Source organism: Nesterenkonia aerolata (assembly GCF_031470965.1).
GTDB classification, from domain to species: domain Bacteria; phylum Actinomycetota; class Actinomycetes; order Actinomycetales; family Micrococcaceae; genus Nesterenkonia; species Nesterenkonia aerolata.
Window position 1 is genome coordinate 16,179 of sequence record NZ_JAVKGR010000014.1, and the last position, 25,692, is coordinate 41,870.

The window sequence follows — 25,692 nt, forward strand, 5'->3', positions numbered from 1 at the left end:
GGTCACATCGTGAACCAGCGCCGCCGGCGCGATGCACTGCGACCCTGAGAGGCCGATATGACGACATACACCCCCAGCGAGCTCGCCGACACTCTGCGCGACGGCCTGCTCTCCTTCCCGGTCACCCCCTTCGACGCCGCTCTCGAGGTTGATGAGTCGGCGCTGCGCACCCACCTGGAATGGCAGTCCAGCCACGACGTCGCGGGGCTCTTCGTCGCCGGCGGCACCGGCGAAGGATTCTCCTTGGCTCCGGAGGAAGCTGCCCGCGTCACCCAGATCGCGGTGGAGACTGTCCGCAAGGGCGTCCCCGTGCTCGGCTCCGCCACAGGAAACACCGCCCAGGCACGGGCCGGTGCGCGTGCCGCCCAGGAGGCCGGCGCCGACGGTCTGCTGCTGATGCCTCCCTACCTGACCGAGACCACTCAGGAGGGCCTCTACGCCCATGTCGCCTCGGTGTTGGAGGCCACTGATCTCAGCGTGATCCTCTACAACCGCGCCAACGCCGTCTACAGTGCAGAGACGGTGGCCTGTCTTGCCGAGCGCTACCCGCACCTGATCGGCTTCAAGGACGGCATCGGCGACTTTGAACACCTGGCCCGGGTCACCAGCCTCAACGGTGATCGGCTGTTCTACCTCGGGGGACTGCCGACGGCCGAGACCTACGCCCTCTCCCTGCTGAAGATGGGCATGAGCACCTACTCATCGGCCATGTTCAACTTCGTGCCAGAGTTCGCCCTCGAGTTCTACCGGGCGGTGCGCGCCGAGGACGAGGCCGCCGTGGCGGAGAAGCTCAGCAGCTTCGTCCTGCCCTACCTGGATATCCGTGACCGCGGCGCCGGCTACGGCGTATCCATCGTCAAGGCTGGCCTGCGTGCCGTCGGGCGCGATGCCGGCCCCGTCCGTCCGCCGCTGAAGGACCTGACCGACGAGGAGCAGGCCCAGCTGAACACTCTGGTCAGCACTGTGGCCCCGGCCAGCAGCCCCGTGGCGGTCTGACCGGCCCAGCCGGCCTGCCCTCGATCCCCTGAACATCCGCTTCACCTGAGACGTCCGAGGCGAGACCCCGATTCCTCAAGGAGGACCCACCGATGACCGCCCTGCATGAGACGACGTACCATTCCCTGATCGCCGGAGAGCCTGTGACGGGCACCGGCGGTGCCGTTCGCGCCATCGACCCCGCCGCCGGAGTGGAGACCGGGCCTGAGTTCACTCTTCTGGGCGAGGGTCAGCTCCAGGAGGCGACCGCTCAGGCCGCCGAGGCCTTCGCCTCCTACCGTGCGCTGACCCCGCAGCAGCGTGCAGAGTTCCTCACCACCGCCGCTGAGCGGATCGAGGCCCGCGGTGCTGAGATCGTCGCCGTGGCCATGACCGAGACCGGCCTGCCGGAGGCACGCTTGCAGGGTGAGCTGGCCCGCACGGTGAATCAGCTGCGTCTCTTCGCGAAGGTCTCCGCCGCAGGCGACCACCACGGGGTGCGCCTTGAGCCGGCGCTGCCGGACCGCACTCCGCTGCCGCGCCCGGACCTGCGTCAGCGGAGGATCCCGTTGGGCCCGGTTGGAGTGTTCGGCGCCTCGAACTTCCCGCTGGCCTTCTCCGTGGCCGGCGGTGACACTGCCTCCGCGCTGGCAGCCGGCTGCCCCGTGGTATTCAAGGCGCATAACGCGCACCCGGGCACCGGGCAGCTGGTGGGCCAGGCGGTGAGCGAGGCCGTGCGCGCGCATGATCTGCACCCGGGAGTGTTCTCCCTGGTCTACGGGCGTGGCCGTGAGGTCGGCCAGCAGCTGGTCGCCGATCCGCACATCCGCGCCGTCGGATTCACCGGGTCGCGCAGCGGCGGCACCTCACTGATGGCCACTGCGGCAGCACGGCCTGAGCCGATCCCGGTGTATGCGGAGATGAGCTCGGTGAACCCGATCTTCGTGCTGGACTCTGCTGTGACTGAGGACCGCATCGAGGCACTCGCCGAGGGTTTCGTGACCTCTCTGAACGGTTCGGCCGGTCAGCTCTGCACCGCTCCGGGGCTGCTCTTCGTTCCCCGCGGTGAAGCGGCAGATGCCTTCGTCGCTCGTGTGGCGGAGAAGGTCCAGGCCGCTGTGGGTGTCACGATGCTGACCCCCAGCATCTGCGCTTCCCGCCATGAGGGGGAGCAGCGTCTGACCGGTCTCACCGCCGTGGAGCCGGTCGGCCGCGGACAGGACGGCGGCACGGAGAACGCTCCGGCCCCGGCGGTCTACACGACAGACGTCACCAGCTATCTGGCTGAGCCGGAGCTCTCCGAGGAGATCTTCGGTGCGGTCTGCCTGGTGGTGCGCTACGACTCTGCGGAGGACCTGAACTCTGTAGTGGAGGGACTTGAAGGTCAGCTCACGGCCACTCTGCACTTCGATGAGTCCGATGCGGCTGACCTCGAGCTGGCTCAGCAGCTGCTCACCGGCCTGGAGCTGCGGGTCGGCCGGATCCTGGTGGGCGGATGGCCCACCGGCGTCGACGTCGGCGATGCCATGGTCCACGGCGGTCCCTTCCCGGCGACCTCGGACGGCCGCTCCACCTCGGTGGGCACCGCCGCCATCGAGCGGTTCCTCCGGCCGATCGTCTACCAGAACCTGCCCGCAGGCCTGCGCCCGGAGCCGGTGCAGGACGAGAACCCGTGGCAGCTGGACCGCCGGGTCGAGGGACGCACGGTACTGGCCGAAGGAGGAAACCGATGAACCGCCCCACCCTCGCCGAGGTCGAGGTCGTCCCCGTCGCCGGTCACGACTCGATGCTGCTGAACCTCTCAGGTGCTCACGGACCGCTGTTCACGCGGAACATCGTCATCCTCACCGACTCTGACGGGCGCACCGGTCTCGGCGAGGTCCCCGGAGGGGAACCGATCGCTCGCACCATCGAGGCCGGTGGGCGGCGTCTGATCGGCCGGCCGATCGCAGATTATCGTTCCATGCTGCGTGAGGTCTCGGCGCAGTTCGCCGATCTCGACGCCGGAGGTCGTGGTCAGCAGACCTTCGACCTGCGCACCACTGTCCACGCCGTCACCGCGTTGGAGTCTGCGCTGCTGGATCTGCACGGACAACACCTCGGCGTGCCCGTCGCCGAACTCCTGGGTGAGGGGCAGCAGCGCGAGACGGTGCCGATGCTGGGCTATCTCTTCTTCGTCGGCGACCCCGATCAGACAGATCTGGCGTATCGTCGCGAACCTGCCGGCGATGCCTGGAAGAAGCGCCGGAACGAGGCGGCTATGGACGCCGAGGGTGTCGTGGAGCTGGCCCGTGCTGCCCAGCAGCGCTACGGGTTCCGCGATTTCAAGCTCAAGGGCGGTGTCCTCGACGGCGACGCCGAAGTCGAGGTGGTCACCGCGCTGCACGAGGCCTTCCCGGAGGCGCGGGTCACCCTTGACCCCAATGCGGGCTGGCTGCTGGAGGACGCGATCCGTCTGGGCCGCCGGCTGCAGGGCATCGTCGCCTACGCTGAGGACCCCTGCGGCGCGGAGGGTCGGTTCTCTGCCCGGGAGACGATGGCGGAGTTCCGGCGCGCCACCGGGCTGCCGACGGCGACGAATATGTGCGCGACCGACTGGCGGGAGATGGCCCACGCCGTCCGCGGTGCCGCCGTCGACATCCCGCTGGCCGACCCGCACTTCTGGACGATGGCCGGCTCGGTCCGGGTTGCTCAGATGTGCCATGATTTCGGTTTGACCTGGGGCTCGCACTCGAACAACCACTTCGACATCTCCCTGGCGATGTTCACCCACGCCGGTGCCGCCGCACCGGGGGAGATCACGGCTCTGGACACCCACTGGATCTGGCAGGATGGCGAGCCCCTGACCCAGGCTCCGCCGCAGATCCGCGACGGCGAAGTGGCTGTGCCTCAGGCCCCCGGATTGGGCGTGGAGCTGGACCGGGACCGGCTGCAGCAAGCCCATGAGCTGTACGTCAGCCATGATCTCGGTGTCCGTGACGACGCCGTGGCGATGCAGTATCTGATCCCCGGCTGGCAGTTCGATCCGAAACGGCCCGCACTGGTGCGCTGAGGCGGGCGTTGGGCCACGGCTGACACGCGGGGTGTCGACCGTGTCAGCAGACGATTGTAAGAGAGCTGAGGCCGACCCCATGGGTCGGCCTCAGCCGTATCTGACCTCGCAGCGTAGCGTCTCTCCGCGCAGTGCACGGCCCATCTCTTCAGCGGCGAGACGCTGGAGGTTCCGGACTGAGCGCTCAGAGTAAAACGCAGCGTGGGGAGTCAGGATCGTACGGGGTGCTTCGCGGAGCGGATGATCGGCCCCTAGGGGTTCCGGGTCGAAGACGTCGAAGGCGAGGGCACCCAGGTGCCCACGTGAGACGAGGTCAGCAGCGGCTACCGTATCGACCAGGCCGCCTCGGGCGGTGTTGACCAGGATGGCGCCTTCCTTGGTCCTGCTCACTGTCTCCTCGTTCAGCAAATGATGGGTATCTGGCGTCAGCGGAGTGTGCAGCGAAATCAGATCGGCCTGTGCGAGCAGTTCAGGCATCTCAGCCAACTCGATGCTGGCCTCGGCCAAGAGGCGAGGGTCGGCATAGGGGTCAGCGGCGATGACACGGCTGTTGAAGGCTTGAAACCTGCGAGCCACCATCGTGCCGATCTGGCCGACGCCGATGAGTCCCACTGTCATCTCGGAGAGTGAGGGGATCGGCTCTGTCTGGCCCGCGTGGACCCATCCACCCTTTGAGGTGCGCACCAGATGGTCGAATTCGACAATGCGACGGATCGAGGCCAGTGCGAGGGTGATGGTGTGGTCTGCGACGGTCTCGGCACCGTAGTCGGGAACGTTGCACACGCGCACCCCGAGCCGGCGTGCGGCGTCTAAGTGCACCGTTTCGACGCCGATACCGTAACGCACCACCGTCGCCTCAGGGGCGAGCCCGGAAAGGACCTGTGCGGTGATGGGGGCCTGACTGACGAGCAGCACGTCAGCCCCCTGCGTGATCTGCAGGAGCTCATCCTCAGTGGTCGCCTGATGGACGGTGAATGAGGCTCCTGCCTGCTCAGCGATCGTCCTTTCCCGCTCGAGGGACGAGAATTTGTGGTCAGTGACGACGACGTGCCTCATATTGTGATCTCCCCGCTGATACTGCCGGTACGGTGTGGATCTTGTGGTATCACCGTTGACTTCACATCATCGATCCTTCTGGGTGCGACCTGCCCGGTCAACGGTTTGCCGATACCGATCGGGCAGAGCCCGATACCCACCCTGCTAGCATCGCGAAGGTGATGAGCGATGGAGCACATGCACGGCCGCTGACTGCCTTCGGCCCGGATTTCCCGTTCCCCTACGACGAGTGGCTGAACCACCCGGCGGGGCTGGGAGCCGTCCCCGAGGGCCGCAGAGGGGAGGAGGTGGCCGTCATCGGTGCCGGGATCGCCGGGATCGTCGCCGCCTATGAACTGATGCGGCTGGGGCTACGTCCGGTGATCTACGAGGCCTCCCGTCTCGGTGGTCGCCTCCGCTCCGAGCCCTTCGGCTATGACACTGACACCATCGCCGAACTCGGTGGGATGCGCTTCCCACGGTCCTCGGCGGCGTTCTTCCACTACGTCGACATGCTCGGCCTGCAGACCGCGCCCTTCCCGAACCCGCTGACCGAGGCCGCAGGCTCCACCGTCATCGAGCTGGGCGGGGAATCCTGGTACGCCCGCAGCATTGAGGACCTGCCTCCGCTGTTCCGTGAGATCGCCGAGGCCTGGGACGGTGCCCTGGAGTCGGTGCTGCACCTGGGCGAGCTGCAGGATGCGATGCGCCGCAGAGACCCGCAGGCTGTCAAGCGGATCTGGGATCACCTGGTGCCCCGCTGGGACGACCACAGCTTCTACGAATTCATCGCCTCCTCACCCGAATTCTCGCGGTTGAGCTTCCGCCACAGAGAGGTCTTCGGGCAGGTCGGTTTCGGCACCGGCGGGTGGGACTCCGATTTCCCCAACTCAATGCTGGAGATTCTGCGGGTCGCCGCCTGCGAGTTCGACGACGACCAGCACCTGATCCGCGGCGGGGTCGAGCAGCTGCCCCGCGGGCTCTGGGAACGTGAGGTCGATGACGCGGTCCACTGGCCCTCCGGGACTTCGCTGGCCTCCCTGCACGGCGGCGCCCCCTACGGCGGGGTGGACCGGGTGAGCCGCGCAGCTGATGGGAAGCTCGCCGTCGTCGACTCCGCGAGCACCACCCGTCACTACCGCACAGTGCTGGCCACCTGTCAGTCGTGGCTGCTCACCACGCAGGTGCAGGTTGAGGAGGAGCTGTTCTCCCAGGATCTGTGGATGGCGCTGGACCGGACCCGGTACATGCAGTCCTCGAAGACTTTCGTGAAAGTGGACCGGCCCTTCTGGCGCGACGTCGATCAGGCCACCGGGCGCGAGACCATGTCCATGACGCTCACCAACAGGCTCACCCGGGGCACCTACTTCTTCGAGGACGGGCCGGATGATCCGGCGGTGATCTGCCTGAGCTACTCGTGGATGTCCGATGCGTTGAAGATGCTGCCGCATACCTCCCGGCGCCGGGCTGATCTCGCGTTGGAGGCGCTGGAGAAGATCTACCCCGACGTCGACGTCCGTTCCCACATCATCGGCGACCCCGTCACGGTCTCCTGGGAGTCCGACCCGTACTTCCTCGGCGCGTTCAAGGGTGCGCTGCCGGGCCACTACCGGTACAACGAGCGCATGTACCGGCACTTCATGCAGGCCGGTCTCCCGGAGGCAGAGAAAGGTATCTTCCTGGCCGGGGATGACGTCTCCTTCACTCCCGCGTGGGCTGAAGGTGCTGTGCAGACGGCGTTGAACGCGGTCTGGGGGATCGTCGATCACCTCGGCGGCGCCTCAGATCCGAAGAATCCCGGGCCCGGAGACCGCTACGCGGAGCTGGGGCCCATCGAGTTATCACCGTGAAAGGGGTGGGTCATGAACCAGGTGTTGCGTGTGGCTGCTGGTCAGTGCGCCAGCGTGGCCGGTGACGTCTCCGCGAATCTTCAGACCGTGGAACGCCTCGCGACCCAGGCTGCAGCCGCCGGCGCGGATCTGCTGGTGCTGCCGGAGATGATCCTGACCGGCTACGGGATCGGTGCTGAGGCTGTGGCGAGGCTTGCCGAGCCACTGGACGGCCCCGCCCTGACCCGGGTCGGTGAGATCGCCCGGGAGCACGGTCTGGCGCTGTGCCTGGGGCACCCGGAGCGTGAGGGGGAGGCCGTCTACAACACGGCATCGTTCATCGATGAGCACGGCCGGCGGCTCACCGGTGGCCGGAAGATGCATATGTTCGGCGACGTCGACGTCGCGCAGTTCACCCGTGGGGACACCGTCCCGGTCCCGGCCAGCTGGCGGGGGACCAGCGTGGCGACGGCGATCTGCTATGACATCGAGTTCCCGGAGACAGCACGTGCGTTGGCCTCTGCCGGGGCTGAGCTGCTGTGTGTGCCCACGGCGAATATGGTCGGCATCGATGTGGTCCAGCAGCTGCTGGTGCCTGCACGCGCCGCGGAGAATCAGGTGTTCGTCGTCTACGCCAACCACACAGGGCAGGACGCGCTGTTCGAATACAACGGGCTCAGTGAGATCGTCGGCCCCGACGGCGCGGTGCTGGGTGCGGCGGGCCGCGGTGCGGAGCTGGTGGTCGTCGACGTCGATCTGGCGGCGATCGGCGCCGTGCGCGCGGAGAACGACTACCTGGCGGATCGGCGGCGTGATCTTTTCGGCTGGGGCAGGAATGATCGGATGGGGCACTCCGTTGACGCAGGTGAGAGAGCCGTCGGCATCGTCCGATGGCTGTGCACATGATCGAGAGGAGCGTTGCTATGGCTGAGCAGAGTCTGACCGGCAAGAAGGTGGCCTTCCTGCTGACTGACGGAGTCGAACAGCCGGAGCTGGCCAGTCCCAAGGCTGCGGTAGAAGCAGCGGGCGGCACGGTGACCATCGTCTCGCCGAAGGCTGAGTCGCTGCAGGCGATGCAGGGCGACTGGGAGCACGCCGACCACTTCGACGTCGACGCCCAGCTCGGTTCTGTCGCCGCTGATCAGTTCGATGCGCTGGTGCTGCCCGGCGGCACGCTCAACGCGGATACCCTCCGGGCCGATGAGCAGGCGCAGGCCTTTGCGAGCGGGTTCTTCGAGGCCGGAAAGCCGGTGGCGGCCATCTGTCACGGGCCCTGGCTGCTCATCGAGATCGATCAGGTGGCCGGGCGCCGTCTCACCTCGGTGGGCAACGTCCGCTCTGACCTGGTCAATGCCGGTGCTGAGTGGGTGGATGAGCCGGTGGTGATCGACGGCCAGCTGATCACCTCCCGCACTCCGGCGGACCTCGAGGCGTTCAACGACGCAGTCGTGCAGGCCGTCGCGGGGTGAGGGAATCTCTCGTCCTACTGGGTTCGGGCATTCTTGACCAGAATGCCCGAACCCAGTTCTTTGCCGGTCGTCAGGTCCGTCTTGCGGAGCCTCGGGTCAGGAGACGGTCACCAGTGAGCCGTTCTGCCGTGCAGATTCGGCGACTGCTTCGATGATCTCCATGTTCCGGAGTCCCTCATCGAAGGAGGCGTTGACCGGCCAGGTTGTATCCTCCGCCTCCTGGGTGACCTCCTCGAGGAAGGCCCGCGCCTGGAAGACGAAGCTGTCATTGTGGCCGAAGCCGATCCCGGGGGCCGCCATCGCGAAACCGTCTGCGACGTAAGGATGCTCAGCGCCGAGTTTGATCGTCCGGAAGCCGTTGCCCCACGATGCTCGCCCGCTAGCATCGTCGTGGTAGATGCGCACTTCGTCGGGCGTCGCCTGATCCCAGACGGCGGCTCCTTTGACGCAGTTGACTTCGAATCGCAGACCATTGGGGTGGCCGTGCGCGATGCGTGAGGTTTCGAAGGTGCCGGAGGCGTCGTCGAACTCTGCGATGAACCCGGCCCAGTCATCATTGGTCACTGTTTCCGTCTCGTCACTCAGGGCGACCTTTCCATGCCCGACGGTAGCCCTGAGCGGCAGATGGCGCTCCGCAATGACGGTGCGGAACCGTCCGCCGGCGACGGCGCGGATAGGTCCGGCCAGGAACTCCGCGGCGTAGAGCATGTGACTGCCGAGGTCCGCCAGCGACCCCGACCCTTGCTCTCCTCGGTACCGCCACGTCATGGGTGCGTCGGGGTCGCAGCTGTAGTCAGCGTAATACCTGCCGTTGATGTGAACGACCTCGCCCAGAGTCCCGTCGGTGATGAGCTGTCGGAGCGTCGCCAGCCCGGGTGCGCGGCGGAAGGTGAAACCGATGCGCACCACCGACTCAGCCGCGCGCGCCGTCTGAGCCATCGCCCGGGCATCCTCCAGGGAATCACTGAGCGGCTTCTCGCACAGCACGTGTTTCCCCGCCTGGACCAGCGCCTCGACGATCTCCCGATGCAGCTTATTCGCCACCACGACTGAGACGATATCGACGTCGTCAGCGTCACACAGCTCCCGCCAGTCCGAGACAGTGCGCTCATAGCCGTAGCGCCCGGCAACACTCTGAGCCAGGGGCTCTGCGATATCAGCGATGGCCACGAGCCTCACGTCACGGCCGAATGGCGCTTTGACGGTGGTGGCCGAACGCCAGGCGGCAGCATGAGCTGCCCCAGCCATTCCCGCGCCGATGACCGCCACGCCGAGCGGTCGTTCAGCCGCGGCGGAGTCGGCAGTGGCAGGGGTGGTGTTCTCAGTGTGTGTCTCAACCATGGGGAGTTCCTTTCTGTGGTGCCCAGGAGATGCTGTGGGGTCCATGCCGTGGGGCGAGGACGGGTGCCGTCATCGCATCCGTTTCGGTGTCGGGATAACCGGCATCCCGGCGGTATTGCGGAAGGTCGCCTTGATCTGCTCAAGCGACTTTCCTTTGGTCTCGGGAAGGGCGCTGATGGTGAAGATGAGGGCGATGAAGCAGACGACGGAGAACCCGGCGAACAACCATCCCACCCCGACTGCTTCCAGCAGCGGAGGGAAGCTGAGTGCGACGACTCCGTTGGCGAACCAGAGCAGAGTCGTTGCCAGGGCCATGGCCGGCCCGCGGATTCCGAGCGGGAATAGTTCGCCGAGGATGACCCATGTCATGCCTCCCCAGCTCATCTGGAAGAGGAAGACGTAGAGAGCGATACAGCTCAGTGTGATGATCCCGACGATTCCGAACCCGTCGGGAACCGGTTGTGTGAGGTTGGTGAGTGCCAGCACGCCGAGGCTCAGGAAGGTGCCTGCGGCTCCTGCCAGCATCAGCGGCTTACGGCCCCAGCGATCTGTGTAGACCAGGGCGATCCAGATAGCCAGAATATTGAGCACACCGATGATGAGGTTCGACGCGATCGCGGCCTGATCGTCGAATCCTACGTTCTGCAGGACGGTCGGAGCGTAGTAGATGATCGTGTTGATCCCCATGAACTGGCACAGCATGGCGATGCCGATGCCGACGATGAGGATGGGGCGGACCCAGGGCTCACGTAGAACCTCCAGGGCAGTCCTGCTGCCTGAGGCCTGTTCGGCTTCGTGAGTGAGTCGGATCTCCGTATATTCACGCTCGGCCTCCTCCTGAGTGCGGTCGTAGAGGAGCACGTCCATGGCCTCGTCATCCCGGCCTTTGAGTACCAGCCAGCGTGGTGTTTCCCAGATGAACAGCAGCCCCACGGTGAACAAGATGCTGGGGAAGACGGAGAATCCGAGCATCCACCGCCATGACTCCAAGGGGGCAAAGACCATGCCGATGAGGAACCCGAGGAACTGTCCGATCACGATGGAGAGAGCGTAGAGGCCGGTGACGCGCCCCCTGATCCGTGCCGGAGCGATCTCGGAAAGATATACAGGAAGGATAACCGCGGTCAGTCCTGCTCCCAGGCCTGCGATGAAGCGGAAGATGAACAGACTGAATTCTTCCGGAGCCCAGGCCATGCCCGGTGGGGAGAGCGTCAGGAGCACGGCAGTGACCAGGAGGACTTTCCAGCGGCCGTATTTGTCGGCCAGGCGGCCGCCGACTGCCGCGCCGATGACAGCGCCGATGATCAGTCCCGTGGTGACCCAGCCTTCGGCCCAACTGGTGAGGTTGAAGTCTTGGCGGAGGTAGATCAGGGCGGCAGAGATGACTCCGGTGTCGTAGCCCCAGTTGAGTCCGCCCAGCGCGCCGAAGATGTAGATGATGAGTGCGCTTCGTCGCCTGCCTGACCTGTGTGAGGCAGGGGAGAGATTGGTCGTTGTTCGCTGTGCCATGGGGACCTCATGCTCGTTCAGTGTCCTGCTTCATGTGATGCGACTCACGCTAGCCATATAATTCTTATATGTCTAGACATTCGTAGTATTCCTCGTTTGATCTCATGAGGTGGGAGGAACAGACCCAGTCCCCCGTTTCCCCTGTGAGAGGTCTACGATGGTGGGCCGAGCGTTCGGAAAGTTCTGGAGGGTGTGGAAGTCTATGGATGGCGTGCTGATGGGGTTCAGCGTCATCGCCGTTCCCGTGGTCATCGGGGTGGTCGCCTGTCTGCTCGCCCCGGAGACGGCGCAGAAGATGCGCACCGGCATCACGCCGCTGGTGTACTTCATCGCGAATCCGCTGCTGATGGTGACCGTCGTCGCTGATACTGACGTCCGCGCGGTGGCCGGTATCTACACGCCTCTGGCGCTGGCCCTGGCGCTGATTTCCGCGGCGGTGTTCACCCTGTACGGGGTGTTGGCGCGGCGCTCGCGGGCGCAGATCGCCGTCGGGGCGATGTCGGCTTCGTACGCGAACGCGGGGAATATGGGTGTGCCGATCGCTCTGTACGTCGTCGGTTCAACGGCGCCGGTGGTGGCCGTGCTGTTGGCGCAGCTGCTGTTCCTTGCGCCGCTCTACATCACGGTGTTCGGGCTGATCCGCGGGGCGGAGTCCGGGGAGACCAGTGCGCGGCGTCGGGCGGGGACTATCGTCCGCTCGGTGTTGAACCCGATCACCCTGGGTGTGGTGGTCGGGGCGGTCCTGTCGTTGGCGCGGTGGCGTCCGCCGGAGATGCTGTGGGAGCCGGTCACGATGATCGGGCAGTCGTCGATCCCGTTGATGCTGCTGGCTTTCGGCATTGCGCTGGCCCAGCAGCGGCCTTTCGCTGAGCGCAGCGCGATCGGTGACGACGTCGTCGGGATCTTCTGCAAACTGGCGGTGATGCCGGTGGCCGCGTGGGTGCTGGGTGGTCCGGTGTTCGGGCTGAGCGGTGCGGAGCTGCTGGGTGTGGTGGCGATGGGTGCGTTGCCGACTGCGCAGAACGTGTTCATCTTCGCCGCGCATCACGGGATGCCGACCACTACTGCCAAGGACATCACGTTCGCGACGTCGGTGCTGTCCCTGCCGGCAGTCATGCTTGCCGCCTGGCTCCTCGGCGCCTAAACCCCTATCGAGAATCCCTGGCTTTGTGAGGAATCCCGTGGAACATGCCGCGGGATTCCTCACAATCCCAGGGATTGTTGCGGCCTCAGGGTGAGTTATCCACAGAAGCCACGGGTGAACCTGCACACCTGACACGAGTCAGCGATGCTCGAGGGATGCACCAGACATCGGACACCACCCTGACCGACGGGCTCATCAGCGTCCGCGGCAACGACGACGGCGGCCGTCGACGTCGGCGACTCAGCGACGCGAACGCCCGCGGAGAACTGCTGCGCCTGGACCGGGGCGTCTACGTCGACCCCAGCCTTTGGCTCAGCGCCGCTCCGTGGACCCGCCACCTCCTGACAACGCGGGCTCACGCGCTCACCCAACCAGGCGCGGTCTTCTGCCGGGAGACGGCCCTGTCACTGCACGGCTTCCCCCTGCTCAGGGCGCCGCAGTACGTCCACGTCCGCACCGGCAGCCGCTCGAACACCGGGCGCCGTCGTGCCCAGCAGATGGTCTCGCCTGCGGTGAGCCGGAATGTGCTGGCCCGGCATGAGGACGGCGGGCCGCAGGGCCGCGGCCTTCAGGAACGTGATCTGGTGCCCCCGGCGGTGAAGAAAGTCCTCGTCGCCGGCGGGGCTGGCCGCCGTCGTCGCCCCTTTCACCGGCCTGCCCTGCACTTGGACGACCAGGGGCTCATGGCGGAATCGCTGATCCATGTCCTCGGTGACACGGTCCCGCGGATGACGGCGGTGGAAAGCGCAGTGGTTCTCGACGCCGCGCGTTCGAGCGCGCGCTGCGGTCCGGCGATCAGCCAGCGGGAGGTCGAGGAGGCGATGCTGCCGTGGGCCAGTGACGCGGTGATGCGGCGGTGGAAGAATGCGTGGCAGCTCGCCGATCCTGGGGCCGAATCGGCGGGGGAGTCGGTGTCCCGCATCCTGATGCTGGAGGCAGGTTTCCAGGTGCCGCAGACCCAGAAGAAGATTCGCATGCCCGATGGGCGGCTCGTGCGGGTGGACTTCTTCTGGCCGGAGGTCGGCCTCATCGGTGAGTTCGACGGGATGGAGAAGTACTCGCGCTCGCGCGACTTCTCCGGGCTGACCCCGGCGCGCGTCGTCGAGGAGGAGAAAGTCCGTGAGGATGAGCTCCGGGCCCTGGGGCATCGCGTCGTGCGTTGGACCTGGGGTCAGATGGTGCATCAGCGGCGGCTGCCGGAGATTCTGCTACGGGCCGGGGTGCCCCGCCCGCATGTTTCCCGCACTTTGTGAGTAATCCCGCTGTACATACGGCGGGATTACTCACAAAGCCAGGGATTCTCGATACTTAGGAGGTGCGGCGGCGGAGTTCTTCCACCATCTGCGGGATCACCTCGAACAGGTCCCCGACGACGCCGAAGTCCGCGATCTCGAACACTGGCGCGTCCTCATCCTTGTTGATCGCCACAATGGTCTGCGCGGTCTGCATCCCTGCGCGCTGCTGCACCGCCCCGGAGATCCCGGCGGAGAGGTAGAGCTGCGGGGAGACGGTCACCCCGGTCTGCCCCACCTGCGCGGCGTGGTCGATCCACCCGGCATCAGTGGCCGCGCGGGAGGCGCCGATCGCCGCACCGAGCACATCGGCGAGCTCCTCCAGCGGGCCGAAGTTCCCGTCCACGCCGCGGCCCCCGGCCACGACGATCCGCGCTTCGGTCAGCGCCGGACGCTCAGAGGCCTCCAGCTCCGTACGCTCCAGAACCTCCACACCACCAGCACCGGTACCAGCGCCAGCGCCGCTACCAGCACCGGACGCCGACACCGGCAGAGCCGTCACCTCCGGCACCGCGCCCTGGGCGAGATCGGCCTCCACCGCGTTCGGCTTCACCGTGGCCACCAGCGGGCCCTGAAGCACCCGCGCTGAGGTGGTGTAGCTGCCGGCCAGCACGGATTTGTGCACGCTCAGCCCCGCCGCCCCGGCCGAGGCGTCGCCCTCGATGCCGACGGCGTCGGTGATCAGCCCGGCATCGAGCCGCACCGCCAGCCGGGCCAACGCATCGGTGGAGTCCGCCGTATCCGCGCCGAGCACGACGGCGGCGCCGGACTGCTGCACCGCGGTCTCCAGCAGGTCCACCAGCGCCGGATCCGGCGCAGCGATCTCCTCAGATCCGGTCCACACCGCCTCGATGCCCTGATAGGCCAGGGCCGCTGCGGGCTCGGCCGTCCCGGTGACCACATGGGTCTCACCCAAGGAAGCGGCCAGGGTCAGCAGCTCCTGCTGACCCGAGCTCAGCGTCTCGGGCACCGCGTCGAAGAACACCAGCACAGCACTCACAGCACACGCTCCTTTGCGAGGAACTCGACGATCTTCTTCCCGGCCTCACCGTCATCGGTGATGATCTCCCCGGCCTCGCGCGGCGGGCGCGGGTCCGCCGTCGCCACCTGCGTCTTCGAGGCGACGTCGGCGGCGGAGAGGCCGAGGTCCGCCAGCGCCCACGTGGTTGTGGGCTTCTTCTTCGCCGCCATGATGGCCTTGAAGTTCGGGTAGCGCGGGTCATTGGCCTGATCGGTCACCGAGAGCACCGCCGGCAGCCCGGCACGCACCTTCTGCTGCTCGGAGGCGGAGATGCGGTCGACGACGACGGCCTCGCCCTCGACGGAGATGCCGGTGGCCTGGGTGACCAGCGAGACGCCCAGCCGCTCAGCCAGCTGCGCGGGCACTGCGGAGGTCTCGCCGTCGTCGGAGGCCATGCCGGTGAGCACCAGCCGTGCGGCCTCGGCGTCAGCCTCGGTGTCCTCATCGCCGGAGGCGAAGGCCTGCTCCACTGCCGCGCGCAGGGCTGTGGAGGTGGCGGCGACGTCGGCGCCTGCCAGGGCGTCATCGTTGAGGTGGAAGGCGTCATCCGCGCCGATCTGCAGGGCCTTCTTCGCCGCAGCGGAGGCGCCGGCGGGCCCAACGGTCAGCGCGGTGACCCGCACGGGACGCTCAGTGGCCTCACGGATCTGCAGGGCGGCCTCGAGCGGGTACTCGTCGAGCTCGCTGAGCACCCCGCCGGAGCGATCGATGCGCTGATCCTCGGCGATCCGCCGCTCCAGCTGGTAGTCAGGGACCCACTTGACCAGGACGATGATGTGCAAAGGCGTCGCAGCCGCCGATTCTGGCATGGTGCTGGACTCGCCTCCCTCCGATGGATGTGCCGTCACTGGACCATCAGGCGTCGTCTACCGGACGCAGCCGATGGCCCCCGCCCGCGCATACCGCCCGGCCGAGCCAGGCTCGGCCGGGCGGTACCGACGGACGGCTGTGCAGCTATGGTGTCACGGATCCAGGTGCCGGTCATCACAGCGCAGCTGCTTCCGGCAGGTTCCCCGGCCTATCCGGCAGGTTCTCAGGTTGACGAGGTCAGCTCATCGGGGGCCTCGAACCGGAGGATCGCCGCGATGCCGTCCTGCAGCTCGGAGCTGACCAGCCCGAGGGAGGAGTCGATCTGTGCGGCTGCGGCGAGCAGCCGGGCCTCATCCTGACCGGGGTGCTCGGTGTGCAGCACCAGAGTGTCGATGGCGCCCATCTGCGCGGCCCGGGCCACGGCCTCGGCGCCCTCGACGGCTTGGTTGTGCGCCTTGGCCTGCTCGAACCGGCCGTGGGTGTCTCCAACAGACTGCTCGGCGTAGGCGGCGGCGATCCGCCCCAGCTCCTGGCTCAGGGCCTCTTCGGCGCCGTCGTCCTCAGCGCCGCCCCGGTCGGTCTCGACCAGGATCTCCTGCAGCTCGGGGGAGAGCCCCTCGCGCAGTGCGCTGCGGCCCTGCACCTCTCCGGCGAGGACGAAGACGTCCGGGCGGCGACGCCGGGCGATGCGGTCCAGGGACTCGGCGATGTCCTTGGCGTTGCGTTTCACGGCCTCATCAGAGCGGTTCTGGATGGTGGAGAACGCGCCTTCAGTGGGTTTCTGCACCGGTGCGTTCGACGAGCCGCTGACCTCGCGTTCCAGTTCGTTCAGCGTCTGCTCCTGGGAGGCGACGACGCGACGCAGCACCGCCCCTTCTTGGTCGGTGATAGCGACGAGCATATCCACGCTGGAGGCGCGCTCGCGCAGGTAGGCGCCGAGCTGCGGGTGATCAGCCCAGTGGGCGGCGTCGCCCGCGCCGAGGGTGGCGTCCCAGGCGGTGTTCATCAGGACCTTCTGCGCGTCGGCGACCAGTACGCGCCCGTCGGCCTGGACCTCAGTGATGTCCTCGACCATGATCGCGGCGTCGAGGGCCTCCAGCGTGGTCTCGTCGGCTCCGGCCTCAGCCAGCTGAGTTCGCAGCTGGTCCCAGCGCAGCCGGATCTGATGCTCGGCGTCCTCGGTGGGGGAGCCGGATTCTAAATAGACGGTGGCGAAGGGGCCGTCGGTGTCGAGAAGGGGTTTCAGTGCGTCCAACGTCATCGTGTGGGCTCCTGGTGCGGATCGGGGAAGATCGATTGATCACTTGGGAAAGGTCAGCGGCGAAGCGGTGACGCCATCTCCAGCGGTGGCTGGTGGGCCGCTGATCTGTGGTCCGTTCTCCTGCGAGGCTATCGGCCCGGAGGGGCCTTTGGCCACCGAGGATGGCATATCGCCCCAGGTCAGGGGCTTGCCGGGTAGCCGGCGACCGTCGACGCTATGCCTGTGCGGCTAATTGTCTGGACAATAGGACAGGCGGGGGAGCAGAGTGGTGTTCGACACATCACAGCATGCCGGGTGCGCCCCGGAAGCAACCGCCCACGAGGAAGAGGACCTCATGCCCGAGACCTCCCCGGCAGCTCCCGCCGTCGCCGAGGACGGCACTGCCTCACCCCTGCTGATCGGCACCGCTCCGGACTCCTGGGGCGTCTGGTTCCCCGATGATCCCAAGCAGACTCCCTGGCAGCGGTTCCTCGATGAGGTGGCCGAAGCCGGTTACCACTACATCGAGCTCGGCCCCTACGGCTATCTGCCCACTGATCCGCAGCGCCTCGCCGATGAGCTCGCCGCCCGTGATCTGAAAGTCTCCGCCGGCACCGTGTTCACCGCCTTCCACAGGGGCCGGGACGAGGCGGCGGCCGCCTGGGAACCAGCCCGGCGTGTCGCCGAGCTCACTGCCGCCGTCGGTGGTCAGCACATCGTCGTCATCCCGGCGATGTACCGCGACGACGTCACCGGTGAGGAGGTGGAGCCGGGCACGCTGACAGCCCAGCAGTGGAACGATCTCTTCGCCGGTCACGACGAGCTCGGCCGGGTGCTGCAGCAGGAGTACGGCCTGCACCAGCAGTTCCACTCGCACGCTGATTCCCACGTCTGCTCCCAGCAGGAGATCCTGCGGTTCCTGGAGGGCACGGACCCTCAGTACGTGAACCTCTGCCTGGATACCGGCCACGCCGAGTACGGCGGAGCCTCCTCAGCCGAGCTGATCCGCAGCCATCCGGAGCGGATCGGCTACCTGCACCTGAAGCAGGTGGATCCCGAGGCCATGAGGAAGGTCCGCGCCGAGGACCTCACCTGGGCACAGGCCAACAGCGCCGGTGTGATGGTGGAACCGCCGCAGGGCAAGCCGGACTTGGCCGAGGTCATCGACGAGCTCGAAGCCCTGGACCGCTCCCTGTACTGCATCGTCGAGCAGGATATGTACCCCGTCGGCTCGTTTGAGATCCCCCTGCCCATCGCCACCCGCACCCGCCGCTATCTCTGCGGCTGCGGATCGCGCACCCGAATCCGCTGAAGGAGCACAGATGAGTCACGAACTGATCACTATGGGCCGCATCAGCGTCGACGTCTATCCCCAGGACATCGGCGTCGGGCTTGAGGACGTCGAGACCTTCGGCAAATACCTGGGCGGTTCTCCCACCAACGTGGCGGTGGCCGCGGCCCGGTACGGGCGCCGCGCAGCGGTGATCACCCGCACCGGTGATGACCCCTTCGGCGAATTCCTGCGCAGCGAACTGCGCCGGTACAACGTCGCTGAGCAGTGGGCGAGCCCGGTCCGCGGCCTACCCACGCCGGTCACATTCTGTGCGATCCGCCCGCCGGAGGACTTCCCGCTGTACTTCTACGGGCGGAGCCCCACGGCCCCGGATTGGGAGATCCGACAGGACGAGGTGGACGTGGCCGCCGTTGCTGAGGCCGGCATCTTCTGGACCACGGTCACCGGCCTGGCCCGGCCGACCTCACGGCAGGCGCAGGTCGCCGCGCATCAGGCCCGGCCCCGGGAGGCGCTCGCCGAGGGCCAGCACACCGTGCTTGACCTGGACTATCGGCCCATGTTCTGGGAGTCCGCGCAGCAGGCGCGTGAGCAGATCGAGCGTATCCTGCCGCAGATCACCGTGGCGGTGGGCAACCGCGAGGAGTGTGCGGTCGCCGTCGGTGACGGCAGCGCCGATGAGCAGGCCGACCGTCTCTTGGAGGCCGGGGTCCGGCTGGCGGTGGTGAAGCTGGGCTCCGAAGGTGTCATGGCCGCGACGCCGGAGCGGCGCGTGATCTCAGCCCCGGTGCCGATGGAGACGGTGAACGGCCTCGGCGCCGGTGATTCATTCGGTGGGGCGCTCTGCCACGGCCTGCTCAGTGGCTGGGACTTGGAGCAGGTGCTCGATTTCGCCAATGCCGCCGGGGCCCATGTGGCCTCCCGGATCGCCTGCTCCGAGGCGATGCCTGCCTCTCAGGAGGTCCAAGCGCTGCTGAGAGCTCACGGGCGTCGGGTTCCTCAGGAGGTCGCATCATGAGTTGGACACCGCCGCAGGTCCCAGCGCCGGGGGATGACGATCCGCGCCGGTATGAGGTGCTGACCCAGATCCGTGTGGAGGACCCTGAGGCCGTGTCTCGGGCCGCCGGTGCGCGCCGGCGTCATCCCGGGCCGGTGTACGGGCGGCAGAGCTTCATCATCGCCGCCGACCACGCCGCCCGCGGTGCACTGGCGGTGCGCGGGGAGGCGTTCGCGATGGCGGACCGCCGCAGCCTGCTGGACCGGCTGCGCCTGGCACTGGCCCATCCCGCCGTCGACGGCGTTCTGGCCTCCCCGGATGTCCTCGATGACCTGCTCCTTCTGGGCGCGCTTGAGGGGAAGATGATCTTCGGCTCGATGAACCGCGCCGGTCTGCCCGGTCTGGTCAATGAGCTCGATGATCGGTTCACCGGTCACACCGCAGAGGCGTTGGCCGCGCTGGGTGCTGACGGGGGCAAGATGCTGCTGCGGATCGGCTTCGAGGATCAGCACACCCCGGCGATGCTCGAATCGACGGCGCAGGCGGTCGATTCTCTGCATGAGCATGACCTGCTGGCCATGGTCGAGCCGTTCCTCTCCCGGACGGAGAGTTCCGGGGTGCGCAATGACCTCAGTCCGGATGCGGTGATCCGTTCGGTGGCCATCGCCCAGGGCCTGGGGGGCTCCTCGGCACGGACCTGGATGAAGCTGCCCGTCGTCGAGGGGATGGAACGGGTGATGGCCTCTACCACGCTGCCCAGGGTGCTGCTCGGCGGGGACCCCACCGGGCGCACGGACGAGGTTTTCGAGACCTGGCGTAGGGCGCTGGCCCTGCCCGGGGTCCAGGGCCTGACAGTGGGGCGCACATTGTTGTATCCGCAGGATGGTGATGTCACTGCGGCGGTGGAGGGTGCGGCCTCGCTGCTGAAGAACACCTCCCCGGACCAGAGTCCGAGCACCGCTGAGGCGGCCCCGGCACATACGGAGGAGATCTCATGAGTACGCGCACGATGTCAGTCGCCCAGGCCGTCGTGGAGTTCCTCGCGAACCAGCACACCGTCGACGTCATCGATGGCGAACGGGTCAGGATGCGGACCATCCCCGGGATGCACGGCATCTTCGGGCACGGCAACGTGGCCGGGGTGGGTCAGGCGCTGAAGCAGGCGCAGGTGCTGGAGCCGGGCCTGATGCCGTACCACCAGGGCCGCAATGAGCAGGGGCTGGTGCATCAGGCGGTGGGGTACGCCCGGCACACCCGGCGTCGGCAGACCTACGCGGTGACCGCGTCCATCGGCCCCGGGTCCACGAATATGGTCACCGGTGCCGCCCTGGCGACGACGAACAGGCTGCCGGCCCTGCTGCTGCCCTCGGATGAGTTCGCTACCCGGCTGCCTGATCCGGTGCTGCAGCAGTTGGAGCGTCCGGATGCCTATGACATCACCTGCGCTGACGTGTTCCGCCCGATCAGTCGGTTCTTCGACCGGGTGAGCCGTCCCGAGCAGCTGTTCTCCTCCCTGCTGAATGCGATGCGCGTGCTCACCGATCCGGCGGAGACCGGCGCGGTGACGGTGTCGCTGCCGCAGGACGTCCAGGCCGAGCGCCTCGAGGTGCCGGAGGCGTTCCTGCAGCCCCGGGATTGGCGGATCCGCCGTCCGGAGCCGGAGGAGGTGGATGTTGCTGATGCCGTGGAGGTGATCCGCTCGGCGAAGCGTCCGCTGATCATCGCTGGCGGCGGTGTCCACTACGCCCTGGCCACGGAGAAGCTGAGCCGCCTGGCGGAGGGGACCGGCATCCCGGTCTCTTATACCCAGGCTGGTGTGGGCACTCTGGACTGGGATCACCCGCTGTGCCTGGGAGCCATCGGTTCCACAGGGTCTACTGCCTCGAACACCTATGCCGCGGAGGCCGACGTCGTCATCGGCATCGGCACCCGGTACGAGGACTTCACCACCGCCTCGATGACGGCCTTCCAGCACCCGGCGGTGCGTTTCGTGAACATCAACGTCGCCGGATTGGACGCCTATAAGGTCGGGGCGGCGGTGCAGATGGTCGCGGATGCGGGGCGGGCGATGCCGCGGGTGGAGCAGGGGCTGGCCGCGGTCGGCTGGCACGCTTGCGAGGACGTCGCCCCGCTGGTGCAGCGGCTCAAGCAGCGCTGGGACAGCACAGTGGATGCGGCGTTCACCGCCCGGAACCAGCCGCTGCCCGCGCAGAACGAGGTCATCGGTGCGGTCAACGCCGCCATGCAGAGCCGCGACGTCGTCGTCTGTGCGGCCGGCTCCCTTCCCGGGGATCTGCACAAGATGTGGCGCGCCAAGGATCCCTATGGCTATCACGTGGAGTATGCCTACTCGTGCATGGGCTATGAGATCGCCGGAGGGCTGGGGCTGAAGCGAGCGACCATCGCTGAAGCCGCGCAGGGGGATTCCGCGCCCCGGGATGTGCCCCGGGATGTGCCTCGGGATGTGGTCGTCATGGTGGGTGACGGCTCCTATCTGATGATGCACACAGAGCTGGTCACCGCGGTGGCCGAAGGCATCAAGCTGATCGTCGTCCTGCTGCAGAACCACGGCTACGCCTCTATCGGAGCGCTGTCTCAGGAGCTGGGCTCGCAGCGGTTCGGGACCAAGTACCGCTATCTGGATGGTGAGAGCTTCTCCTTCGACGGGGGCTCCGCGCTGCCGGTGGACTTGGCCACCAATGCCGAATCCCTGGGTGTGCATGTCACACGTGTCGATGCCGGAGCCGATGTCATCGACCGGCTGGGACACGCCGTGGAGGAGGCCAAAGCCCGGCCTGAAGGCAGCGGCCCGGTGCTGATCCACGTGGAGACCGACCTCTACGAGGACGCCCCGAGCTCGGAGTCCTGGTGGGACGTCCCTGTCACGGGCGTCTCCCGCCTGGAGTCCACCGGGCAGGCCTATGAGACCTACTCGGACCAGAAATCGCGTCAGCGGAGGCATCTGGGTCCTGAGCTGACTACTGATGAGAGGAATCTGTGATGGTTGCTGAGATCGTGCATTGGATTGATGGGGCTCGTGATGAGGGGTCGGGTTCGGCTCGGCAGGAGGTGTTCAACCCGGCGACTGGTGAGGTGACGGGGAGTCTGCATTTAGCTGATGGGGATGACCTGCAGCGGGTGGTGGGTGTGGCTCGTCGCGCGGCGGACAGTTGGGGCGAGGTGTCGTTGTCGAAGCGGATGGGAGTGTTGTTCGCTTTCCGTGAGTTGGTGAAGCGGCATACTGACGAGTTGGCCGCGTTGGTGACGGCGGAGCACGGCAAGGTGCTCTCTGATGCGGCGGGTGAGGTGGCCCGGGGGCTTGAGGTGGTGGAGTTCGCCTGTTCGATGCCGCAGAGCGGGAAGGGTGAGTATTCGGATCAGGTCTCGACCGGTATTGATGTGTTATCCTTCCGGCAGCCGTTGGGGGTGGTGGCGGGTATTACCCCGTTCAATTTCCCGGTGATGGTGCCGTTGTGGATGGCTCCGGTGGCGATCGCGACGGGTAATGCGTTCATCCTCAAGCCCTCGGAGCGTGATCCTTCGGCGTCATTGCTGATCGCGGAGTTGTGGCGCCAGGCTGGGCTGCCTGATGGGGTGTTCCAGGTGCTGCATGGGGGTAAGGAGACGGTTGATGGGCTGTTGACTCATGAGCTGGTCGATGGTGTCTCGTTCGTGGGGTCGACTCCGATCGCGAAGTATGTCCATGCCACGGCTACTGAGCATGGTAAGCGGGTCCAAGCGTTGGGTGGGGCGAAGAATCATGCGGTGATCATGCCTGATGCTGATCTGGATCTGGCGGCGGATCATCTCTCGGCGGCGGCGTTCGGTTCTGCCGGGGAGCGGTGCATGGCGATCTCGGTGGCGGTGGCTGTTGGTGAGGCGGCTGATGCGCTGGTGGAGAAGGTCTCTGCCCGGGCTCGGGATATCCGTGTCGGTGACGGAACACAGGCCTCTTCGGAGATGGGTCCGGTGATCACTGCTGCCGCGCGGCAGCGTGTGCACCGGATTATCGGGGAGGCTGAGCAGGCCGGTGCCGCGGTGGTCGTCGATGGCCGTGATCTGGTGGTCGCTGGCCGACAGGATGGTTTCTTCATCGGCCCGAGTGTCATCGATGGGGTGCGTGAGTCGATGTCGGCTTATGAGGAGGAGATCTTCGGCCCGGTGTTGGCGGTGGTGCGGGTGCAGTCTCTTCAGGAGGCGATCCAGGTGATCAATGCGAATCCCTATGGCAACGGTACGGCGATCTTCACCGGTTCTGGCAGTGCGGCCCGGACGTTCCAGCGTCAGGTCAGTGTGGGGATGGTCGGGATCAATGTGCCGATCCCGGTGCCCGCGGCGCAGCATTCCTTCGGTGGGTGGAAGGACTCGCTGTTCGGTGAGCACCATATCTATGGGCCTGATGGTCTGCGGTTCTATACCCGGGGCAAGGTCATCACTCAACGGTGGCCTCATGAGAACGATGAATCACATGCCTCGATGAATTTCCCCTCCTCAGGAGACTGAGCGCGGTGGTGGAGGGTCCTCTCGGCGGTGTCGGCCGCAGAGAGGACCCTCCGCCTTACTGCTAAAAGCCATGACGTCCATATGTCTAGACAAAAGCTGTGACGCCAGTTACAGTGAGTGCAGTCACACAGACCTGACCCTCATCCAGGAGGCACGAATGACCGCTGGTCACTCCCGCGATATGCGCGTCGGCATCGTCGGTGCCGGCCGAATGGGCGCCGATCACATCCGGCGCATCGGTCATGACATCCTGCGTGCCCGGGTGGGTGCCGTCGTCGACGTCGACCGTGAACGAGCCGAGGCCGCCGCCGCTGACGTCGGGGGCGCTCCCGTCTTCGGATCTGTGACAGAGATGCTCGAGGCCCAGGCCGTCGACGCCGTCATCCTGGCCACTCCCGGCTTCCTCCACGAAGAGGACCTCGGCCGGCTCCTGGCAGCAGGGGTCCCGACGCTGTGCGAGAAGCCGCTGACTCCCGATGCCGAATCCGCCCTGCGGGTTGTGCAGGCGGAGGTCGCGGTCGGGCGCCAGCTCATCCAGGTCGGTTTCATGCGCCGGTTCGACACCGGATACCAGCAGCTGCGTCAGCTCATCACCTCCGGTGAGCATGGCCGACTGCTCATGCTCCACCATCAGCACCGGAATCCGGTGCCTCCTCCCGGCTTTACCGACGAGATGATCATCCAGGACTCTGTGGTCCACGAGTTCGACGCCATCCGCTACTTCACCGGGGAGGAGACCGTCGACGTCGATGTGCGTATGGGGTTGCCGTCCTCGCGAGCCGTCGAGGGTCTGCATGATCCTCAGCTGGTCACCGTGCAGACCAGCAGCGGCATTCTGGCCACTGTGGAGATCTTCGTCTCTGCGCAGCTGGGCTACCAGGTCCATACCCAGGCCTCGTTCGAAGCGGCGTCAGTGCGGATCGGTGAGTCCTCCACGCTGCAGCTCACCGCAGGTGGACGGGCAGGCTCAGCAGTCGATGAGAGCTTCGTCCCGCGTTTCCGGGAGGCATATGACCGTGAGGTGCAGCGGTGGGTCGATGCCGCCCGCCGTGGGGAGATCGATGGTCCCAGCGCCTGGGACGGCTACGCTGCCGCCGCCTGCTGTGAAGCCGGCGTCGAGAGCCAGCGCACCGGTGCACGGGTCACCGTGGAACTGGCCGAGACCCCTGGCCTCTACACCTGAGACGCACCCCCGAAGGTCCATCCGCCTGCGCCGGATGCGCTCACCACACCGACCTACCACGCAGCTGAGGAGCCGTCGATGAAGATCGCACTCGACCCCACCCCCTTCCACCATTCTCACGACCTGCTGGACTTTCCCTACCTCGCCGCTGAGCTGGGTTTCGAGTGGCTTCAGCTCACACCCCATGCGGACCTGATCCCGTTCTTCCGGCATCCCAAGGCCGATGACGCGCTCGTGCGTCAACTGCGTGCCAACCTCGACGACGCCGGCGTCGGGGTCGCCTCGATCCTGCCCGTGCAGCGCTGGTCCTCCCCGGAACCCGCCCAGCGGGAGGCCGCCGTGCGCAACTGGCGGCGGGCCGTGCAGATCGCCGTGGACCTGGGTGTGACGCAGATGAACACCGAGTTCTCAGGCCGGCCCGAACGCGCTGAGGAGTCCGAGGCGGCGTTCTACCGCTCGATGGAGGAGCTGGTCCCACTCTTCGAGTCCGAGGGGATACACGTCGCCGTCGATCCGCATCCTGATGACTTCGTCGAGCGCGGAATCGAGGCCTGGCGTGTGATCCGCGGCGTCAACTCTGCGCAGCTTGGCTTCGTCTACGTGGCACCGCACACCTTCCACATGGAAGACCCCATGGACGCGATCCTCGACGTCGTCGGGAACCGCCTACGGGTGGTCCACGTGGCTGACACCTTCGATCACCGGCGGTCCCACGGGCTGCGCTACATCACCAACCCGCCCGAGTCCCCCGCGCGTGTGCACCAACATCTGCGCGTCGGTGACGGCGACGTCGACTGGGACGCCTTCTTCGGCGAGCTCCAGCGCAACGGCTTCTATGACCGTGCGGACAGCGTCATGGTGACCAGTGTCTTCGCGGAGAACGAGAACGCCCATGAGGTGTCGAGATACCAGCTGGAGCAGATGCGGAGCCGGGTCTCCGCAGCTCGGGCCTGAACAGTGGAGGACCTCTGAGGCATCGCGGCGGCCAGGTCCGGTCGGCG

Annotated in this window: 21 protein-coding genes; 15 read left to right on the top strand and 6 right to left on the bottom strand. The window is 66.8% G+C overall.

Features of this window, described 5'->3' with window-relative positions; genetic code table 11:
- Window positions 1-57: 57 nt before the first annotated feature.
- From kdgD to RIL96_RS10460, 3 genes are all read left to right on the top strand, one after another.
- Window positions 58-996: a 5-dehydro-4-deoxyglucarate dehydratase gene (gene kdgD, locus RIL96_RS10450; RefSeq protein WP_310548966.1), complete on the top strand. Its 939-nt coding sequence runs from the start codon at window positions 58-60 to the stop codon at window positions 994-996.
- Between the two features lie 92 nt (window positions 997-1,088).
- Window positions 1,089-2,708 (top strand): aldehyde dehydrogenase (NADP(+)), encoded by a 1,620-nt coding sequence (locus RIL96_RS10455; protein ID WP_310548967.1) that lies wholly within the window; start codon window positions 1,089-1,091, stop codon window positions 2,706-2,708.
- Window positions 2,705-4,027, top strand: coding sequence for an enolase C-terminal domain-like protein (locus RIL96_RS10460; RefSeq protein WP_310548968.1), 1,323 nt, complete (start codon window positions 2,705-2,707; stop codon window positions 4,025-4,027). The genes RIL96_RS10455 and RIL96_RS10460 overlap by 4 nt, the downstream gene beginning before the upstream one ends.
- 90 nt (window positions 4,028-4,117) lie before the next feature.
- On the opposite strand, the gene RIL96_RS10465 is transcribed toward RIL96_RS10460, so the two are convergent.
- A complete protein-coding gene (locus RIL96_RS10465; protein ID WP_310548969.1) occupies window positions 4,118-5,083 on the bottom strand; it encodes a C-terminal binding protein in 966 nt (321 codons plus the stop codon).
- A gap of 161 nt (window positions 5,084-5,244) precedes the next feature.
- Here RIL96_RS10465 and RIL96_RS10470 point away from each other — a divergent pair, with 161 nt between their 5' ends.
- Genes RIL96_RS10470 through RIL96_RS10480 form a run of 3 tightly spaced genes read left to right on the top strand, consistent with a single transcriptional unit; the run spans window position 5,245 to window position 8,360 of the window.
- Window positions 5,245-6,912, top strand: coding sequence for a flavin monoamine oxidase family protein (locus RIL96_RS10470; RefSeq protein ID WP_310548970.1), 1,668 nt, complete (start codon window positions 5,245-5,247; stop codon window positions 6,910-6,912).
- Between the two features lie 12 nt (window positions 6,913-6,924).
- Complete coding sequence (locus RIL96_RS10475; protein ID WP_310548971.1) at window positions 6,925-7,797, top strand: carbon-nitrogen hydrolase family protein; 873 nt, start codon at window positions 6,925-6,927, stop codon at window positions 7,795-7,797.
- 17 nt (window positions 7,798-7,814) lie between these two features.
- The gene (locus RIL96_RS10480) at window positions 7,815-8,360 is read left to right on the top strand and encodes a type 1 glutamine amidotransferase domain-containing protein (protein ID WP_310548972.1); all 546 of its coding nucleotides are present in this window, start codon (window positions 7,815-7,817) and stop codon (window positions 8,358-8,360) included.
- Window positions 8,361-8,456: 96 nt separating this feature from the next.
- On the opposite strand, the gene RIL96_RS10485 is transcribed toward RIL96_RS10480, so the two are convergent.
- Together RIL96_RS10485 and RIL96_RS10490 are read right to left on the bottom strand one after the other, a co-directional pair.
- A complete protein-coding gene (locus RIL96_RS10485) occupies window positions 8,457-9,701 on the bottom strand; it encodes a Gfo/Idh/MocA family protein (RefSeq protein ID WP_310548973.1) in 1,245 nt (414 codons plus the stop codon).
- Window positions 9,702-9,770: 69 nt separating this feature from the next.
- Window positions 9,771-11,210 carry a sugar porter family MFS transporter gene (locus RIL96_RS10490; RefSeq protein ID WP_310548974.1) on the bottom strand — a complete coding sequence of 480 codons (1,440 nt, stop codon included), beginning with the start codon at window positions 11,208-11,210 and terminating at the stop codon, window positions 9,771-9,773.
- A gap of 217 nt (window positions 11,211-11,427) precedes the next feature.
- Between RIL96_RS10490 and RIL96_RS10495 the strand changes: the two genes are divergently transcribed.
- Both RIL96_RS10495 and RIL96_RS10500 read left to right on the top strand, forming a co-directional pair.
- Complete coding sequence (locus RIL96_RS10495) at window positions 11,428-12,354, top strand: AEC family transporter (protein WP_310548975.1); 927 nt, start codon at window positions 11,428-11,430, stop codon at window positions 12,352-12,354.
- A 155-nt stretch (window positions 12,355-12,509) separates the two neighbouring features.
- Window positions 12,510-13,607 carry a hypothetical protein gene (locus RIL96_RS10500; protein WP_310548976.1) on the top strand — a complete coding sequence of 366 codons (1,098 nt, stop codon included), beginning with the start codon at window positions 12,510-12,512 and terminating at the stop codon, window positions 13,605-13,607.
- Between the two features lie 55 nt (window positions 13,608-13,662).
- Here RIL96_RS10500 and RIL96_RS10505 read toward each other — a convergent pair whose 3' ends face one another.
- The 3 genes from RIL96_RS10505 to RIL96_RS10515 all read right to left on the bottom strand — a co-directional run bounded on the left by RIL96_RS10505 (window position 13,663) and on the right by RIL96_RS10515 (window position 16,738).
- Window positions 13,663-14,646 carry an electron transfer flavoprotein subunit alpha/FixB family protein gene (locus RIL96_RS10505; RefSeq protein ID WP_310548977.1) on the bottom strand — a complete coding sequence of 328 codons (984 nt, stop codon included), beginning with the start codon at window positions 14,644-14,646 and terminating at the stop codon, window positions 13,663-13,665.
- A complete protein-coding gene (locus RIL96_RS10510) occupies window positions 14,643-15,476 on the bottom strand; it encodes an electron transfer flavoprotein subunit beta/FixA family protein (RefSeq protein ID WP_310548978.1) in 834 nt (277 codons plus the stop codon). Before RIL96_RS10510 ends, RIL96_RS10505 begins: the two co-directional genes overlap by 4 nt.
- Before the next feature lie 224 nt (window positions 15,477-15,700).
- Window positions 15,701-16,738 (bottom strand): baeRF2 domain-containing protein, encoded by a 1,038-nt coding sequence (locus RIL96_RS10515; protein ID WP_310548979.1) that lies wholly within the window; start codon window positions 16,736-16,738, stop codon window positions 15,701-15,703.
- A gap of 334 nt (window positions 16,739-17,072) precedes the next feature.
- Between RIL96_RS10515 and RIL96_RS10520 the strand changes: the two genes are divergently transcribed.
- The 7 genes from RIL96_RS10520 to RIL96_RS10550 all read left to right on the top strand — a co-directional run bounded on the left by RIL96_RS10520 (window position 17,073) and on the right by RIL96_RS10550 (window position 25,645).
- Window positions 17,073-18,029 (top strand): sugar phosphate isomerase/epimerase family protein, encoded by a 957-nt coding sequence (locus tag RIL96_RS10520; protein ID WP_310549002.1) that lies wholly within the window; start codon window positions 17,073-17,075, stop codon window positions 18,027-18,029.
- A gap of 10 nt (window positions 18,030-18,039) precedes the next feature.
- Window positions 18,040-19,026: a 5-dehydro-2-deoxygluconokinase gene (gene iolC / locus RIL96_RS10525; protein WP_310548980.1), complete on the top strand. Its 987-nt coding sequence runs from the start codon at window positions 18,040-18,042 to the stop codon at window positions 19,024-19,026.
- Window positions 19,023-20,003, top strand: a complete 981-nt coding sequence (locus RIL96_RS10530; protein ID WP_310548981.1) for a Cgl0159 family (beta/alpha)8-fold protein — start codon at window positions 19,023-19,025, stop codon at window positions 20,001-20,003. Before iolC ends, RIL96_RS10530 begins: the two co-directional genes overlap by 4 nt.
- The gene (gene iolD / locus RIL96_RS10535) at window positions 20,000-22,006 is read left to right on the top strand and encodes a 3D-(3,5/4)-trihydroxycyclohexane-1,2-dione acylhydrolase (decyclizing) (protein WP_310548982.1); all 2,007 of its coding nucleotides are present in this window, start codon (window positions 20,000-20,002) and stop codon (window positions 22,004-22,006) included. Before RIL96_RS10530 ends, iolD begins: the two co-directional genes overlap by 4 nt.
- A complete protein-coding gene (locus RIL96_RS10540; protein ID WP_310548983.1) occupies window positions 22,006-23,508 on the top strand; it encodes a CoA-acylating methylmalonate-semialdehyde dehydrogenase in 1,503 nt (500 codons plus the stop codon). Before iolD ends, RIL96_RS10540 begins: the two co-directional genes overlap by 1 nt.
- A 157-nt stretch (window positions 23,509-23,665) precedes the next feature.
- On the top strand, window positions 23,666-24,691 hold the full coding sequence (locus tag RIL96_RS10545) for a Gfo/Idh/MocA family oxidoreductase (protein ID WP_310548984.1): 1,026 nt from the start codon (window positions 23,666-23,668) through the stop codon (window positions 24,689-24,691).
- Window positions 24,692-24,769: 78 nt separating this feature from the next.
- Entirely contained in the window at window positions 24,770-25,645 is an 876-nt protein-coding gene (locus RIL96_RS10550; protein ID WP_310548985.1) for a sugar phosphate isomerase/epimerase family protein, read from the top strand.
- Window positions 25,646-25,692: the final 47 nt, after the last annotated feature.